This window comes from Proteus terrae subsp. cibarius (genome assembly GCF_011045835.1).
GTDB lineage: Bacteria > Pseudomonadota > Gammaproteobacteria > Enterobacterales > Enterobacteriaceae > Proteus > Proteus cibarius.
Genome location: NZ_CP047349.1, coordinates 2,950,816 through 2,967,893, shown reverse-complemented (window position 1 = coordinate 2,967,893; position 17,078 = coordinate 2,950,816). Strand labels below are relative to the sequence as shown.

Below are 17,078 nucleotides of genomic sequence, written 5' to 3'. Positions count from 1 at the left end.
AATAGCATTAAAGCTAATATATTAAACCCAGTTATTTCTTTTATAGCTGTCGATATTTGCTACGCGTAGGAAAGTGAAATGACTATATTAATAAGATTTTTTATTTTAATAACCAGTGTAATAATAAGTTTTCCTTTACTCGCTGGGAATACGGTTACTGTTAATTTTTCTGGAAATATTAGAGCTGCAACTTGTAATATTTCTGGAGGAAGTAATATTAATATTGATTTAAAGGAAATGCCTGCAAATTTATTTAAGACAACAAATTCGAGTTCGGTGTGGAATAATTTTACGATTAAATTAATTGATTGTTCACCCACAATAAATCAAGTAAAGCTAACATTTACTGGTACACCAGATAATGCTGATGTCAATAATTTATATAAAAATGAAGGAACTGCAAAGAATATTGCCGTGCAATTGCAGAATGAAAATAGTAATGGATTAATACCATTAGGTAATCAAAAATCACTGTATATCGCGGTTAATGGCCAGTCATCAGTGAATATTCCTTTAAGAACACGGGCATTTAGTAAACTTGGAAATGCCACTCCAGGTACGGTATCTGCAAAAATTACAGCAACCATAATCTATAGGTAGAGGCAGAATATTATGTATAAAATCATACCATTATCCCTATTGTTTTTATGTTCTCCTTTTGCAGTAGCAAGTGTTGTTAATATTAATGTTTATGGCTCTGTGATTGCATCACCTTGTGAATTAGAAACAAAAAATTACTTGATTGATCTTAATAAAATAAATATTAGAAATATTAAAAACAATCAAAATTCAGATTGGGTTAATTTTTCTATAAAGTTAAAAAATTGCCCAATAACAACGAATAAAGTCACAATGACCTTAAAAGGGATTGTTGATCCTAATTATCCAGAGTATTTTATTAATAGTGGCACAGCAAAAAATACGGCATTAAATATCGCAGCACAATTAAATAAAAGTATTATAAAAAATAATGAAAAATTAATAGTGAACGTTAATCAGCAGACACACAATGCTGAATTTCCTTTATCGGCAAGAATTATAGGTTATGGAAGTAATATCACAGTGGGTTCATTTAAAAGTCATCTTGAATTCACGCTTCTTTATAATTAATGAGTAATAAAGGAAATAAAAATGAGTCATATTTACCCGGAATCAAAAATGATTGGAAAAAAAATAGCTTATTATAGAGCTATGAATGGGTACACTTTAAGTGAACTGGCGGAAATAATTGGTATCAGTCAACAACAGCAATCAAGATATGAACGAGGTATTAATAGAGTTAGTTTAGATAGACTTTATCAATATGCTCGTGCTTTTGATATTTGTTTAAGCCAATTTTTTATTTTAGATGAAGAAGAGCAAAAAGAGATGAAAACTAAAATAATAGATAAGTTAGGAGATAAAAATGCGCCATATAAGCACTAAATCTATTTTTTTATTAAGTGGGGCTTTATTTTATTCCACGTATACTTTTTCTGCTTGTATTCAAAATCCAAATCTCAGAAATATTAGGGCTGATATACCGAATAGAGTCTATTCAATTCAATATGATGATATGGGAACTCGTGTATTAGAAGAAATTCAGATCAATTATAAAAATGGACCTATAAATACCTACTCAGGTACTGATGGGCAATGTGGTAATGCATCAATTTCTGCGAAATATACTAATGGATGGGTGCCTAATGCGAATAAAATTGTACAGACAAATATTCCTGGAATTGGAGTGAAAGTTTATTTTAATAATATAGGTGCTATTAATTTTGACTGGGTTAGTAAGTCTACTGAAGTTGGTAAAACATATCATATGCCCAATCCTTATTGGAGAGTGCAGATAATAAAAACAGGCCAAGTAACACAGTCAGGAAGCTTAAAATTGGGAGAGGTTGCTAAAGCTGTGCAGAATAATACTGCACCTCGCAATACTACTTGGAATTTAACATCGTTATTTCTACCGTTAAATGCAATAAGAATAAACTCTTTAAAATGTTCAACCAAATCATCTAGTTACAATGTTAATATGGGCACTTGGTATGATACCCAATTTAAAAATATTGGTGATGTAAGTAAAAATGTTGATATTCCCATTACGCTAAGTTGTGCTGCAGGTACCAATATTAAAGCCACTGTGACGAGTAGTGCTGGATATATTGATGTAAATACAGGCAAATTAAAGTTATCAGGTACAAATTCAGCAACAGGAATTGGAATTCAGTTATTAGATAAAAATAATAATCCTATTAAATTAAATACTAAAAATAGTTTACAAAATCAGGTTGCATCAGGCGATTATATTTTTGGTTGGAAAGCACGTTATATAAAAACAGGAAGTACTATAACACCAGGAAGTGCTAACTCAATTGCTACGGTAAATATTTTGTACGAATAATTAATGAGTGTATTTTTGATATTATCAATTTTATTTTTCGGAGATGTTATGAATAAAGAAATATCAAGATTAGTTGGCGCTAAAATTAGAGAGTTAAGAATAACACACAGTATGAGTGGCAGTGAGTTTGGTGCTTTATTGGGAATAAGCCAGCAACATCAATCTCGTTTTGAAAATGGTGAGTCAAACATCCATGCAGAAAGTATTTATATTTTATCCTATCTTTTTGATGTCGATTTAAATTACTTTTTTGATGATGTTCAACATGTTGTTGATAAAGATAAAATAGAGAATAAAAAAAGTCATTATCAATCAGAGTCAATTATCGCAAGTAACGATATTTGGCGTTAATTTTATAAGATGCCTAATAATAAACTAGGCATCTTATATTTGTTTTATTTAAGGCGATATTTTTAAAACCTTACCAATATCCCAGTACCTTCCACCATACACTACCCAAGGTTATCCAAACGATAAGGTTAACTACGCTCATCACAAATCCGGTTTTCCACCATTCGCCCAATGTGGCGTAGCCAGAACCGAAAATAATGGGTGCAGTACCAGTACCGTAATGGGTTAATGACATCATTAATGAAGATGAGAATGCCAAGATAAGTCCTAATAACATTGGTGGGGCGCCAAGGGCTAAACCTGCGGCATAGAAAGCAGCAAACATAGCGGTAATATGGGCGGTAGTACTGGCAAAGAAATAGTGAGAATAAACATAAATTAATACCAGTAATATCATGCCACTGACCCAACTTATTCCCATGCTATCAATACTTGCCCCAACACTGAGTGACAACCATTTAATTAGTCCTAATTTTCCTAAGAAGGATGCCATCATTACTAATGCAGAGAACCAAACTACGGTATCCCATGCACCTTTGTTTTTTAAAATATCATCCCAATTCAAAACACCTGTACATAATAAAATAGATAAGCCAATAAATGCCGCTGTTGTCGCATTAACGCTAAATCCATCACCAAATAACAGTGCAGGGACGCCTGCCCACATAATTAATAATAATGCGAAGACGGCAAGGGTTATTTTTTCAGGCAATGAAATAGGCCCTAATTGTGCTAAACGCTCTTTAGCAAAATGTGGTGCATTCGGGGTGCTGGTTATTTCAGGTTTATAAAGTAGATAAATAACAATAGGCATTAAAATTAATGAAACGATAGCGGGTACAAAAGCCGCAATTGCCCACATAGACCAACTAAGCTCATGTGTAGGATCGGTTTCACTGATAATTAAACTCACAATGAGTGGGTTAGGAGCTGTTGCCGTAATAAACATGGCAGAAGTAATTGGGTTTATATTGTAGTTCACTAAAGAGAGATAACGGCCTATTTTACCACTTGTACCATCTTCTGCTTTAGAGTTAAAACTATCTGATATTGAACGCATAATTGGGTGAATAATCCCACCACCACGCGCGGTATTACTTGGTGTTACAGGGGCTAATATTGTTTCAGCAATAGCCAATGAATAGGCTATCCCAATGGTTTTTTTGCCAAATAGGGAAATAAAATAATAACCAATTCTAGCGCCGAGCCCGGTTTTATTCAGACTCATTGACACCATAATGGAAATACCAATTAACCAGATAAGATCATTGGAAAATCCACTTAATGCATCACCGATAGCGGCTTTGGTTGAATTAGGGTTAGTGACCCCTGTAACAGCGACTAATGCGATAGCAATAATAGAAACAGCGCCGATAGGAAGAGCTTTACCAATAATGGCAGCGATAGTCCCGACAAAGAGTGCTAATAAATGCCAAGCATTGGGATCAACTCCCTGTGGTACGGGAATAAGAAACCAGATAATAAGGGTAATAGAAACGGCGATTAATGTAGGTATGGGGCGTAATGGAGTTAATTTATTCATCAGGTTATTCCATTAGGTTGCAGGTTAAATAAATAATCGGAAGTAAAAAAATAAAGCGAATAAGTGTTTTTATTGAGAACGATCTTATTAACATATTATTAAAGATTCATTGATTGGTGTCATAAAAATAAAATTATTTATTAACTTAATTTTAAAAAAATACATTTTATATAACTTAATGATATTGAAATATAGAGTGGTTTTTATCTTTATGTTTTTATTGGTTTTTTGTATTTTAACTGATTTATTAATAATAAAAGTCAATTTCAATAATAGGTGGAAATAAAATATATTTATGATATGTGAATTCATCTTATATCACATTTATAATATTAATTTAATAAAGTTAGAATAAATTGTGTTATTGTTTTTGATCGTCTTTATCTTATTAACCTATGTGATTATAATATTATTAACAATAGTTGAATAATGGAAAAATATTTACAATTATTTTTTGCTATAATATTGGCGCCTGAAACAATTCAGCTAAATATTGAAAATAACCTAATAGGTGATACACAATGAAGTACGATTTAAATGATCTCTACTATTTTGTGAAAGTCGTTGAGTTTGGCGGTTTTTCTCAAGCAGCAGAAACATTAGGTATACCTAAATCTAAACTAAGTCGTCGTATCGCTGATTTAGAACAGAAGCTCAATGTCTCTTTGATTTATCGTTCTACACGTCAATTTCATGTCACTAAAATCGGGCAGACATTTTATCAGCAGTGTAAAAATGTAGTCTCAGAAGCTGAAATTGCAGAAGAAGTTATTTGTTCAGCGCAAGGGCACCCACATGGCACAATTAAACTCTCGTGTCCTGTCGCATTATTGCAAATTTATATTCAAGATATTTTGGTCGATTTTATGGAGAAATACCCGGATATTAATATCCAGATATTAGCTATTAATCGTCCTGTTGATGTAATTAGTGAAGGTCTTGATTTAGCCTTGCGAGTAAGAGCATTACCATTAGATGACTCAGGTCTAACAATGAAAATCCTAGGTTATTCTCGACGTGTTCTAGTCGCCAGCCCTTTGTTATTTAAAGGACAAGAGATCCCTGATTCACCAGAACAACTTGCAGACTATCCTATTTTGGCAAATAGCGAACATTCACAACAATACACACTAACCTTGACTCATGAAAATGGTACGGTTTCCACACAACATGTGACTCCGAAACTAGCGACAACCGATGTTATTACACTTTATAAAGCAACATTAAAAGGATTAGGAATAACTCGATTACCACTGAGTGTGGTTGAAAATGAACTACAAGACGGCTCGTTAATTGAAGTGTTGCCAAATTGGCGTTTTCCTAAAGATGTTATTCATGCAGTTTACCCGTCAAGAAAAGGCTTATTACCTGCGATTCAAGTATTGCTGGAATACCTTGCTGATAATATGTCGCCATTGAAAGAGTAAGTGCAATATAAAAACGGCTCCGAATATTAAAGGGAGCCGTTTGGTTTCTATTGTTTGTTGTATGAAATAAAAGTGTTACTCGTTAGGAATACGACCGAATTTACCTTGGTTAAAATCATCAATAGCTTGTTTGATTTGAGCTTCGCTATTCATGACAAAAGGGCCATAACCAACAACAGGCTCATTAATAGGCTCTCCACTGAGATACAAGATTATTGCATCTTCAATAGCTTCAAGATTAACAGAACCACCTTCATTATCTAAAATCACCAAATCACCTGTTTGTAGTTGAGTTTGATTATCAAGATAAACACTACCGTGCAATATCACTAACCCTACATAACGATCTTTCTTGGTCGGCAACGTCACTGATTTTGTGCTTTTTAATTGAAGATCCCACACATCTACAGGTGAAAAAGTTTTTGCAGCGCCATGTGTGTCGTGATAATCACCGGCAATAATGCGCATTTTTCCGGCATTATCTGCTAAAGGAAGTACAGGGATCGCGCTTTCTTTTAGCAATTGATAGCCAGCAGGTGCCGATTTAGCCTCAGATGGAAGATTAACCCACAATTGCACCATATCTAACACACCACCTTCTTTGGTAAATTCATCAGAATGATATTCTTGATGTAAAATACCTGACGCAGCGGTCATCCATTGCACGTCACCCGGGCCGATTACACCCCCTTCTCCTGTGGAATCATGGTGTGCAACTTCACCTTTATAAACGATAGTGACTGTTTCAAATCCACGATGTGGGTGTTCCCCGACACCACGATTATGTCCTTGAGATGCAGGAAAATCGGTAGGCCCGGCTCTATCTAAAAGTAAAAATGGGTTTAAATATTTACCATGATTACCATAACTAAAGAGTGAGCGAACATGAAAACCATCGCCAACCCAATGTTGACGAGGTGCTTTATAAATACCTATGATTTTTTTCATAAAATGTTCCTATAAGATTTCTATAGGGCCTATTTTAGAGCGACTAATATATTTAAGTAGTGCCAAAAATAGATTTCATCATCCTAAAAATAGAACAATAATAAAATGTTTCAGTGTTCTATTTTTAGAATAGTGTTTATCAGAATTGCTACTACCGAGATTTTAATTAATTGATTATTGTTTATTACAACGAAAGAGAAACGATATAAAAATATTTTTCTTAAATCATGTTAATGATCAACTTTATTAATTAAAAGGAATAAATAAATGAGCACTCCAGCAAATTTTAATGGTCAGCGCCCTGTAATTAATCCAGAAGATGCGGTTATGTTATTAATTGATCATCAAAGTGGTTTATTCCAAACCGTGGATGATATGCCAATGACTGAATTACGAGCTCGTGCTTCAGTATTAGCAAAAATAGCAACATTAGCTAACATGCCTGTTATTACAACGGCTTCTGTACCACAAGGTCCTAATGGCCCATTAATTCCTGAAATTCATCAAAATGCTCCTCACGCAAAATATGTTGCACGTAAAGGTGAAATTAATGCTTGGGATAATCCTGAGTTTGTTGAAGCCGTTAAAGCCACAGGTAAAAAGCAATTAATTATTGCGGGTACTATTACGAGTGTTTGTATGGCATTCCCTGCAATTAGTGCCATTGCTGAGGGTTATCAAGTCTTTGCAGTGATTGATGCATCAGGTACTTACAGTAAAATGGCGGAAGAAATTACCTTAGCTCGTATTGTTCAAGCTGGCGTAGTACCGATGGATACCGCAGCAGTTGCTTCTGAAATTCAAAAAACATGGAACCGTGCTGACGCAGCAGAATGGGCGCAAGCGTATACCCAGATTTTCCCTGCTTATCAGCTATTAATTGAAAGTTATAGCAAAGCTCAAGATGTATTAAAAAATAACGAAGCTTTAGATTCTCAGCGTTAATTAATTTTTAACTCTCTTTGCAATTTGTATTTTCTGTGTTTAAAAATGCCTATAAAACTTTTTCTTTATGGGCATTCTGTTACAAAAATATATTAGGAAACAATAATGAAATTTATTTTATCTACCATATTATCATCATTATTACTTGTGCCAGCAGTACAAGCAAATGAATATAAACTTGAACCAACACACACTAAGGCCATGTTTTATATTGATCACTTTGGTACTTCTACTAATAGTGGTGGTTTTTATGAAATTGAAGGGGATTTAACTTATTCTCCAAAGAAGAATATAGGGAAAATAAACGTTACTATTCCGGTTAAAACATTAAATACGGGATTAACAGCATTTGATAATCATATAAAAAGTGCCGATATATTAGATGCAGATAAATATCCAACAATTCAATTTTCTTCAACACAATGGCATTTCTCTAATAATAAGCCCACATCTATTGAAGGGTTATTAACCATGAAAGGAAAAACATTGCCAATTAAATTAACAGCAACTAAATTTAATTGTTATGAAAGCCCTGTATTTAATGCACCTGTTTGTGGTGGTGATTTTGAAACAACCATTAAACGTTCAGATTGGGGTGTGGACTTTTTAGTTAAAGAAGGGATGACTGATAATATGACATTAAAAATCCAAGTAGAAGCAATTAAGCAGTAACTTAAGTCATATATTAAATATTCTTTCTATTTTAAAAGCCTTATTAAATACAAGGCTTTTTTGCTATTTTATAAAATAAAATACAATTAAAAATAAAGGCTGATTTGAAAATCCAACAAATAAAAATAGATTTTTTTATTTGTTGATAATAATTATTTATTGTTGTATGTTATGAAATTGTAACCTGTAAATCATTTGTCTTTGTTTTATTTGATATTTATAGGTTGGTAATTGTTTATCATTCGTTAAATCTTCCTATAAAGTTTTTGGTTTTATTCAAAAATCAATAAACTTTTCTCATCATAATTTATTTAATAAATATCGTTCGATTAAATAAAAATTTTTTACAATAAATAAGTGTGACTTCTATCACTCTACATTTTGATATTTCTTCAGTATGTTTATACGCAGAGATTAGAAATTAATAAATCAGACATTTATTTATATTGCTTAATAACTTAAGCAAATAGGCTTCTTATTATCAAAAAAACGAAATGCAAATAGATATGTGCTGTTACATATATTAAATGCGTTAAGGATATCATAATGATCCATGCTTTTATTAAAAAAGGGAGCTTTCAGGATTCAGTAAGCCTGATGATTATTTCCCGAAAATTAAGTGAAGCCCCAGAGGTGGAAGAAATTTCCGTCATGATGGGTACACCAGCGAATAAATCTCTTCTCGATGTCACCGGTTTCTGGCATGACATGTTTAACGAAGCAACACCGAATGACATTTGTGTTTCGATTAAAGCGGAATCAGATGATCCTGCCATTGTCGACATGATTTCTACTGCGTTAGAAGAAGCATTAGCAGAAATTGCAAGTGGTCAAAAAGGCGGTAACAAATTAACGACAGTCCGTAGCTGGCGTACCGCTAAACAAAAAAGCACTAATGCCAATATGTTGCTTATCTCTATTGCCGGTGAATATGCTGCTGAGCTAGCGGATACGGGGTTAGATGATGGCTGTAACGTTATGCTGTTCTCTGACAACGTATCTATCGCAGATGAAAAAGCACTAAAAGAAAAAGCAGCCGCCAAAGGTCTGATTGTTATGGGGCCAGACTGCGGTACGGCAAATATTGCTGGTGCGCCTCTTGCTTTCGCTAACATTGCACCGAAAGGCTCGATTGGTATTGTTGGGGCATCAGGTACAGGTATTCAAGAAATTACCTCTCAAATCGTTTTACAACGCCAAGGTATTTCTCACTCAATTGGTTTAGGTGGTCGTGATTTAACAGAGCAAATTGGTGGTATCAGTGCGATCACTGCTATCAATATGCTAGCTGCTGATCCTAATACTCGTGTTATTGCCTTTGTTTCTAAGCCACCAGCACCAGCTGTTCGTCAAAAAATCATTGCAGAAATGAAGCGTCATAATAAACCGATTGTGGCTCAATTCTTAGGAACAACACCTGAGAAATTCCAAGACGACAATATCTACTTCACTCGTACTTTAGATGAAACTGCACGTATTGCGGCTGAATTAGCGCGTGTTGAAGATATCGCAGCAGAGTTACCAAAAGTTGCAGGTAAGAAAATCATTGGTCTTTATGCTGGCGGTACGTTAGCGGCTGAGTGCGCCATGTTGTTATCTGAAAAACTCAATGTTGAAGTCGATAACGAACATAAACAAGGCACGATGCTAGATGCAGACGGCCACAAAATTATCGATATGGGTGATGATTTCTATACACAGGGTAAACCACACCCAATGATTGACCCATCTACACGTAACAAATTTATCAGTGAGCTAAGCAATAAAACAGAAACGGGCGTGTTACTGGTTGATTTTGTTATTGGTTATGGTGCAACTCAAGATCCAGCCGGCGCGTTAATTCAAGAAATCAAAAAACTGAATGAGAAACGTGGCGAAGCTAATCCACTGATCACTATCGCAACAATCACTGGTACTGAAGACGATCCACAAAACCGTAGCGAACAGCAAAAACAGCTGAAAGAAGCGGGCATTATTGTGATGGACACGTTGCCAGAAGCCGTTTTATTAGCAAAAGAATTAATCCAGCCACATCCAGCAGAAGTACATGCTGAAGTATCACCACTGCTTAACGGGATCTCTGTGATCAACGCAGGATTACGTAGCTTTGCAGACGATCTGCAATCAAGTGGCACCCCTGTTGTTCATTATCAGTGGGCACCTGTCGCAGGTGGTAATAAGAAACTGGCTGAAATATTAAAGAAATTGAAATAAGGAATTGCAGATATGTACTCAACTATCGAACAAGCGAATGAAGCAGTTATCGAACGTATCCGTGAAGCCCGTCCTCACTGGTGTGATGTTAGCTTAGCAAAAGAAGTTGTTCCTACTTTAGAGACAGGTAAAAAATTACTTCACGCAGGTCCTCCAGTAACTTGGGGAGAAATGAGCGGTCCTGTTCGCGGTGCATGTATCGGTGCTTCTTTATTTGAAGGCTGGGCAGAAACTGAAGAGCAAGCATTAGCCATGTTAGAAGCAGGCGAAATTGAGTTTATTCCTTGCCATAACGTAAATGCAGTAGGCCCAATGGGCGGTATTACTTCTGCTCATATGCCAATGCTGGTTATCAAAAACCACATTCATGGTAACTATGCTTACTGCAACATGAACGAAGGTATCGGTAAAGTGATGCGCTTTGGTGCTTACGGCCCAGATGTGCAAGAGCGTTTACATTGGATGAAAAATAGCTTAGCACCAGTATTAAAAGCTGCGATTGCAACGTTTGAAAACGGTATCGATCTAACTGCAATTATGGGGCAAGCAATTACGATGGGTGATGAATTCCACCAACGTAACATCGCTGCATCTGCTCTGCTACTGCGCCAACTGGCACCAGTATTAGGCACTTTAGATTTCGAAGAAGCTGAAATCACAAAAGTGACTAAATTCCTGAGCATTACAGACCAATTCTTCCTGAACTTAGCAATGGCTTACTGTAAAGCGGCGATGGATGCAGGTGCTCAAATCAAGCAAGGTACTATCGTCACTGTGATGACGCGTAATGGTAGCAACTTTGGTATCAAAATCAGCGGAATGGGTGATCAATGGTTTACCGCTCCAGTCAATACGCCGCAAGGTCTATTCTTCTCTGGCTTTAGCCAAGCAGATGCAAACCCAGATATTGGTGACAGTGCAATCACTGAAACTTTCGGTATTGGTGGCGCAGCAATGGTTGCAGCTCCTGGTGTAACACGTTTTGTTGGCGCATCTGGCGGTATGGATGCAGCGCGTGAAGTGACTGAAGAAATGGCTGAGATCTATCTTGCTCGTAACATGATGTTGCAAATTCCAACTTGGGATTTCCAAGGTGCATGTTTAGGCTTAGATGCACGTCGCGTTGTTGAAACAGGGATCACTCCACTGATTAACACTGGTATTGCACATAAAGAGCCGGGTGTTGGTCAGATTGGTGCGGGTACTGTGCGCGCACCTTTAGGTTGCTTTGAAAAAGCGATTGTTGCACTCGCTGAAGAGCTAGGTATCGACGCTTAATCTCGTTTTCTAACGACAAAGTACAGCAATAAAGGGGGCATTATGCAAATTCAAGCACTTCAAACCAGCCAGCATATCACTGACTTTGAAGGTGAGATTAAATGTGTGGGCATTTATGATCATGCTTTGAATTTCATTTGCCCTCAGCAACGCTTAATGACTTTTCATCGTGAAGGAAGAGGATTAAGCCCGATGGGGTGGTTACTGAAGCAAGATGATTTTGATTATTTTGCAAAACAGTGCAATCCCTCGATTGTGATGAACCTTAAAAATCATCAAGCAACACTCGCAAATAAGCTCACATTGAATGCAGGTCAAAGTGAGAATTTGCGTTTACAAGAAAAAGCGGATTTAGATTTACGTTGGTTAGAAAGTTTTTTTTCTCTGTTATCACCCGCGATTGCAACGGGGTTATATGGATCATTGAAAAATTACCGTCAAATCGCGCAACTTAGTGAAATTAAGTTATTAACTAAGCTGTTTCATAACCAGCTATTAGGCAATGCTGTTAACTGGGCTATTTTTACAGGGAAAGGCCCCGGATTAACGCCAAGTTCAGATGATATGCTGGTGGGAATGTTATTTGCGCATTATCTAGCAGAGCCTGAAAAGAAACTTAATCATTTTTTTAATAACACACCACCTTTATCTGAGTTGACCACTATTGTCAGTAAGCATTATTTGGAATATGCCACACAGGGAATATTTTCTACCTATCTCATTCAACTAGGTAAAAAAATAAAGAATAAAGAGATTATTTTTAAGGATATGTTGGAAATACTCTCTATTGGTCATCATTCCGGAGCAGATACATTACTGGGATTATGGATTGGTTACCAAACTAAAAAACAACAACAGCATATTGATTAAATTTCTTTAATAAAAGAATTTATATAAACATTCGGATACGGATAATTATGAAAACAATTGTTATTGCTTTAGGCGGAAATGCATTATTGCAACGCGGAGAAGTTTTGTCTGCTGAAAATCAATATAAAAATATTGAATTAATGTCAGAGACAATTAATAAATTAGCCAAAGAGTATCGTGTTGTATTAGTACACGGTAATGGGCCTCAAGTTGGATTGCTTGCACTGCAAAACCTTGCATATCAAGATGTTCCTGCATACCCGTTAGATATCTTGGTGGCAGAAAGCCAAGGTATGATTGGTTATATGATGATGCAGAAAATTAATCAAAATCATCCTGAACAAGCTATTACAACGGTAATGACTCGAGTTTCAGTTGATATTAATGATGAAGCATTTAACGATCCAAGTAAGTTTATTGGCCCTATTTATGATGAAGCTGATAAAGAAGAATTAATTGCGAAGTATCAATGGACATTTAAACAAGATGGTAAACATTATCGCCGTGTTGTTCCATCACCAACACCGAAAAAGATTATTGATATCGAGGCAGTAAGACTTTTATTAGATAAAGGCCATATTGTTATTTGTGGTGGCGGTGGTGGTATTCCAGTTAACAATACAAATAATGAATTTATTGGTAGTGAAGCGGTTATTGATAAAGATTTAACGGCAGCTTTAATTTCTCGTGAATTAAATGCAGAGCACTTTGTTATTTTAACAGAGGCAGATGCTATTTATAAAAATTGGGGTACACCAGAACAAGCTGCAATTCGTGAAGCAACACCAGAAGAACTTGCACCAATGGCTGTCGCTGATGGCGCAATGGGACCAAAAATTATGGCAGTGAGTGATTTTGTTAATGCAACAGGGCAACAAGCTCATATTGGTGCATTACAAAATATTCAACAAGTTATTGAAGGTCAGTCTGGCACTTTAATTTATAAGTCTTAATAAAAATTCTTTCAGGAGCGTCATTATGAACGATGCACAAGTGAATGAGAAAGGCAAAGTCCCTTATTGGGTCAAACTGACCATTATCTTCTTCTTTGGCTGGATTGCGCTGTATGGTAGCCGTGCCATTGTTGGTCCTTTAATGGTAAATATTGGTGCTGAATTTGATCTTACTAAAGCTCAACTCGGTTCTATCATGAGTATTTTCTTTATCGGATATACTGCACTTAATATTCCATCAGGAATGATAGGTGACTATTTAGGGAAGAAAAAAGTATTAGTAACAGGGGTTGTTCTCTTTGGTGGATTTACCATTATTGCGGGGATGATGCCAACTTACGTGACCTTTATGTTTGCATGGGTCATGGTGGGGATATTCCAAGGCTTCTATTATGGCCCTCAGTATGGCTTATCTTCAGAAGCAATACCGAAGCATCGTATTACATTAGGTAGTGCGATTATCAATAGTGGTATGGCATTTGGTCTGTCTATTGGTTACTACATTTCAAGTATTTCTGTCGGTGAGATGGGAATGAGCTGGCGTGCTCCGTTCTATATCATTGGTGTACCAATTATTATCATTGGTTTGGTGATGTTATGGATCATCAAAGATAAGCCAAAAGCACAACCGGCGGCAGAAAATGGCGCTCCAAAACAGAAAGTTAAACTGACATTTAAAGATTTATTTGGTAATCGCAATATCAACCTTGCATATGTCACTATCTTCTGTTCAATCTATGGCTTCTTTGTATTAGTCACTTGGTTACCGTACTACTTAGAAACTGAACGTGGAATTACAGGAACTCAAATTTCAACTATCGCATCATTAATGCCTTGGTTTGCTATTCCTGGTTCGCTTATTTTTAGCTGGGTTTCAGATAAAATTGGTCGTCGTAAACCTGTATTATTAATCATGTTACCGCTGTCATTAATCGCTATTCTTGCCGTACCAATGTCAGAATCAATGCCGGTGTTAATTGGTGCTCTGATCCTTTACGGTATTGTAGGTAAAATCAGTACAAACCCAGTTCTTGTTGCTGTAGTTGCTGATAACTCACCGCGACATGCACTAGGTACATCGTTTGGTGTTTACAACTGTATCGGTATGTTAGGTTCTGTTTTTGCTCCAACATTAACGGGTTTCTTATCAGACAAAACAGGTAGCATGGACTCAGGTTTCTACTTTGCAGCTATTCTGATTTGTATCGGTATTGTGGCGAGCCTCTTTATTAAAGAAAGCAACAACAATAATGAAGAAGCAAAAGCGTAGTACATTATTCAGGTAGTCATTGAATAAACAGTTAAAGGGCAAACTTCGGTTTGCCTTTTTAATTTAAAGGATCGTAAAACGATTGTACGCTAGGATGATTTTGCTTAAACAACTCCACTAAATAACTCACTACAGCACCTTTTTTATCTTCACACCATGCTAGTGAAAGAGGGGAGTTATGACGACGGTTTTTCACTTCTTTCGCAATTAACTGTCCGCTATCAATAAGTGGTTTGCATAAACTTAATGGCAAAAATCCTATTCCTACGCCTTTTAAATGGCAGGCTAATTTGGTGTGTAAATCAGGCACACGGATCTCATGCTGACCCGATAAACGCCATGCTGTACGTTTAGAAAGATGGCGAGAGGTATCTTCGACGTTTACAGCAGAATACATACGCATTTGATCATCGCTTAATACACCACTGATATTGGCTAAAGGATGATTAGGCGCGACAACAAATTGCCATTGAATTTCTCCCATCGCACAAATGTTGATATTATTCTTAAGGGATTCATTACCGGTAACGCCAATAGCAAAATGATAATCTTCGTTAATAAGCGCATCCCAAACTCCCATATAGACTTGACGAGTAATATGAAACTGGGTAGAAGGAAAGCGCTGATGAAGACAAGCCAACATACTGGCAACCGCGGTACGATCATAGAGCAGATTATTGATCACAATGTTGACCTGATGTTCGACACCCGCGTTCATCTGCTGAAGTTCTACAGGCATTGACTCTAACCATACAATCCATTGACGACATTTTTCTAATAGATATTCGCCCGCCGGTGTCAGTGTGACGGTTCTTGTGGTGCGATTAAAAAGTTGGGTACCGATATTTTCTTCTAATGTTTTAATACGGTAACTAATTGCTGCCGATGTTTTATGAAGCACATCGGCTGCTTTGGTAAAGCTTTGGCAATCGGCGACCTGTATAAAAGTACGGATCATTTCTTGGTCTAACATATTTTTTGTCCTGGTAATAAGAGAGGCAAAATATCAGCAGATAATGCTGAACTAAAAAAAGCAAACAGAGCAAAGCTTACCTATTTTTTCTGAGGTCTATACCGCAAAGTAAGACAACTTCTTATCGTGTTAATGGATGTTATTATTTTTGGCTTATTGTTGTTCGCCGTATGAAGTTTTGATTATTTATAGATAAGCAATAAAGCATACTAACAAAAATTTCATTAGATGATGGGCGCAAATAAGAATATCTGTATTCTATTTGTGTGATTACTTTCACGTTTCACTCATCCTTTTACTGACGAAGTTAAGATATCAGTAAAAGGCAGTGAAGATCAGAATAAAAATTAGGCCAGTATTAAATGGTGATAAATAGAGATCACGCGATTTTAAATGGGTAAGTAAAGAAGAGAAGGTGAGTCAGATTAAGTGCAAAGTGAAATAGCGTTGAAACCCAAAGTCGACCACTCCACATCCACGCTAATCCATAAATAATACCCGCCAGTGAAGCAAATATGATCAACAGTAATCCACCTGCAGAATGTGCTAAACCAAAGATAATGGCTGCTATTAATAGCGCAACATAAGGGGGTAGGTAACGTGATAATGTTTGTTGAATCACACCTCTAAATAACGCTTCTTCAGCAAGTGATACAAAAAAGAGATTCGCGAGAATAAATGCAGGTAGCCACGATGGTAAATGCAATTCAATTGCCAATCCCCCTAGCTTTACAGCGATCAATAATAATGCAGGAATGGCAATAATTAGCATTGCCCAATGTAATTTATTTGCTTTTTTTAATGGATCGCAGACAAAAAGTGTGGGAATAAAAATCAGAAAAATAAAAGGTAATAATGCTTTATCTGCATTGAAATAAAAAGAAAAAGGGGCGCTTTTCATGCCTATAATGGCGTGTGAAAGGTAGCGTAAATTGTTAAAACCAGGAATAAGGTGAAAAGTTAATCCACTGGCAATAATGACAAGTGCGAGAATAATAATAGCTCTAAGTAAAGGCTGTTTTTGATAGCGAGAATAGGCGAATGCAAGTAAGAGAATACTAAAAATAACTGGCAAGGTTTGCCATGTAATAACACCCGTTATAAATGCGCTAAGTGCTGTAAATATCAATGTAATAAACGCAAGCGTACGATTGAAACCCAGAAATAACAAAGAAAAAGCAAGAAGTAGCCAAGTGATCATAATTGTAAAGGATCTAAAATAAAAAGGAGCGCTAGGGTAAAAGA

At 36.1% G+C, this 17,078-nt stretch carries 17 protein-coding genes; 13 read left to right on the top strand and 4 right to left on the bottom strand.

Annotation, left to right across the window (positions count from 1 at the left end; all coding sequences use genetic code 11):
* The first annotated feature begins 78 nt into the window (after positions 1-78).
* From GTH25_RS13705 to GTH25_RS13685, 5 genes are read left to right on the top strand one after another with little or no spacing between them, the layout of a single operon-like run.
* Positions 79-600: a fimbrial protein gene (locus tag GTH25_RS13705; RefSeq protein ID WP_075673282.1), complete on the top strand. Its 522-nt coding sequence runs from the start codon at positions 79-81 to the stop codon at positions 598-600.
* Positions 601-612: 12 nt separating this feature from the next.
* Complete coding sequence (locus tag GTH25_RS13700) at positions 613-1,110, top strand: fimbrial protein (RefSeq protein ID WP_164530669.1); 498 nt, start codon at positions 613-615, stop codon at positions 1,108-1,110.
* Positions 1,111-1,131: 21 nt separating this feature from the next.
* A complete protein-coding gene (locus tag GTH25_RS13695; RefSeq protein WP_164530668.1) occupies positions 1,132-1,425 on the top strand; it encodes a helix-turn-helix domain-containing protein in 294 nt (97 codons plus the stop codon).
* Positions 1,406-2,389 carry a fimbrial protein gene (locus GTH25_RS13690; protein ID WP_164530667.1) on the top strand — a complete coding sequence of 328 codons (984 nt, stop codon included), beginning with the start codon at positions 1,406-1,408 and terminating at the stop codon, positions 2,387-2,389. Before GTH25_RS13695 ends, GTH25_RS13690 begins: the two co-directional genes overlap by 20 nt.
* A gap of 48 nt (positions 2,390-2,437) precedes the next feature.
* Positions 2,438-2,740 carry a helix-turn-helix domain-containing protein gene (locus GTH25_RS13685; protein WP_075673286.1) on the top strand — a complete coding sequence of 101 codons (303 nt, stop codon included), beginning with the start codon at positions 2,438-2,440 and terminating at the stop codon, positions 2,738-2,740.
* A gap of 70 nt (positions 2,741-2,810) precedes the next feature.
* Here GTH25_RS13685 and GTH25_RS13680 read toward each other — a convergent pair whose 3' ends face one another.
* Entirely contained in the window at positions 2,811-4,283 is a 1,473-nt protein-coding gene (locus GTH25_RS13680; protein WP_109395419.1) for an anion permease, read from the bottom strand.
* 521 nt (positions 4,284-4,804) lie between these two features.
* Here GTH25_RS13680 and GTH25_RS13675 point away from each other — a divergent pair.
* On the top strand, positions 4,805-5,710 hold the full coding sequence (locus tag GTH25_RS13675) for a LysR substrate-binding domain-containing protein (RefSeq protein WP_075673288.1): 906 nt from the start codon (positions 4,805-4,807) through the stop codon (positions 5,708-5,710).
* A 75-nt stretch (positions 5,711-5,785) separates the two neighbouring features.
* Here the strand turns inward: GTH25_RS13675 and GTH25_RS13670 are convergent, their stop codons facing one another.
* Positions 5,786-6,658, bottom strand: coding sequence for a pirin family protein (locus tag GTH25_RS13670; protein ID WP_075673289.1), 873 nt, complete (start codon positions 6,656-6,658; stop codon positions 5,786-5,788).
* A 267-nt stretch (positions 6,659-6,925) separates the two neighbouring features.
* On the opposite strand from GTH25_RS13670, the gene GTH25_RS13665 reads away from it, so the two are divergent.
* The 7 genes from GTH25_RS13665 (at position 6,926) to GTH25_RS13635 (ending at position 14,860) form a co-directional block, all read left to right on the top strand.
* Complete coding sequence (locus GTH25_RS13665) at positions 6,926-7,603, top strand: hydrolase (RefSeq protein ID WP_164530666.1); 678 nt, start codon at positions 6,926-6,928, stop codon at positions 7,601-7,603.
* A gap of 105 nt (positions 7,604-7,708) precedes the next feature.
* Positions 7,709-8,275, top strand: coding sequence for a YceI family protein (locus GTH25_RS13660; protein ID WP_159242305.1), 567 nt, complete (start codon positions 7,709-7,711; stop codon positions 8,273-8,275).
* A gap of 546 nt (positions 8,276-8,821) precedes the next feature.
* Entirely contained in the window at positions 8,822-10,489 is a 1,668-nt protein-coding gene (locus GTH25_RS13655) for an acyl-CoA synthetase FdrA (RefSeq protein ID WP_099660080.1), read from the top strand.
* Positions 10,490-10,501: 12 nt separating this feature from the next.
* Positions 10,502-11,767 (top strand): YlbE family protein, encoded by a 1,266-nt coding sequence (locus tag GTH25_RS13650; protein ID WP_075673293.1) that lies wholly within the window; start codon positions 10,502-10,504, stop codon positions 11,765-11,767.
* Between the two features lie 42 nt (positions 11,768-11,809).
* Positions 11,810-12,637, top strand: a complete 828-nt coding sequence (locus tag GTH25_RS13645; protein ID WP_156733962.1) for an oxamate carbamoyltransferase subunit AllH family protein — start codon at positions 11,810-11,812, stop codon at positions 12,635-12,637.
* A 47-nt stretch (positions 12,638-12,684) separates the two neighbouring features.
* On the top strand, positions 12,685-13,590 hold the full coding sequence (locus GTH25_RS13640; protein WP_075673295.1) for a carbamate kinase: 906 nt from the start codon (positions 12,685-12,687) through the stop codon (positions 13,588-13,590).
* A 25-nt stretch (positions 13,591-13,615) separates the two neighbouring features.
* Positions 13,616-14,860: an MFS transporter gene (locus tag GTH25_RS13635; protein ID WP_075673296.1), complete on the top strand. Its 1,245-nt coding sequence runs from the start codon at positions 13,616-13,618 to the stop codon at positions 14,858-14,860.
* Between the two features lie 58 nt (positions 14,861-14,918).
* Here GTH25_RS13635 and allS read toward each other — a convergent pair whose 3' ends face one another.
* The gene (gene allS / locus GTH25_RS13630) at positions 14,919-15,833 is read right to left on the bottom strand and encodes an HTH-type transcriptional activator AllS (RefSeq protein WP_036934748.1); all 915 of its coding nucleotides are present in this window, start codon (positions 15,831-15,833) and stop codon (positions 14,919-14,921) included.
* Between the two features lie 379 nt (positions 15,834-16,212).
* Positions 16,213-17,034 (bottom strand): CPBP family intramembrane glutamic endopeptidase, encoded by an 822-nt coding sequence (locus GTH25_RS13625; protein ID WP_075673297.1) that lies wholly within the window; start codon positions 17,032-17,034, stop codon positions 16,213-16,215.
* Positions 17,035-17,078: the final 44 nt, after the last annotated feature.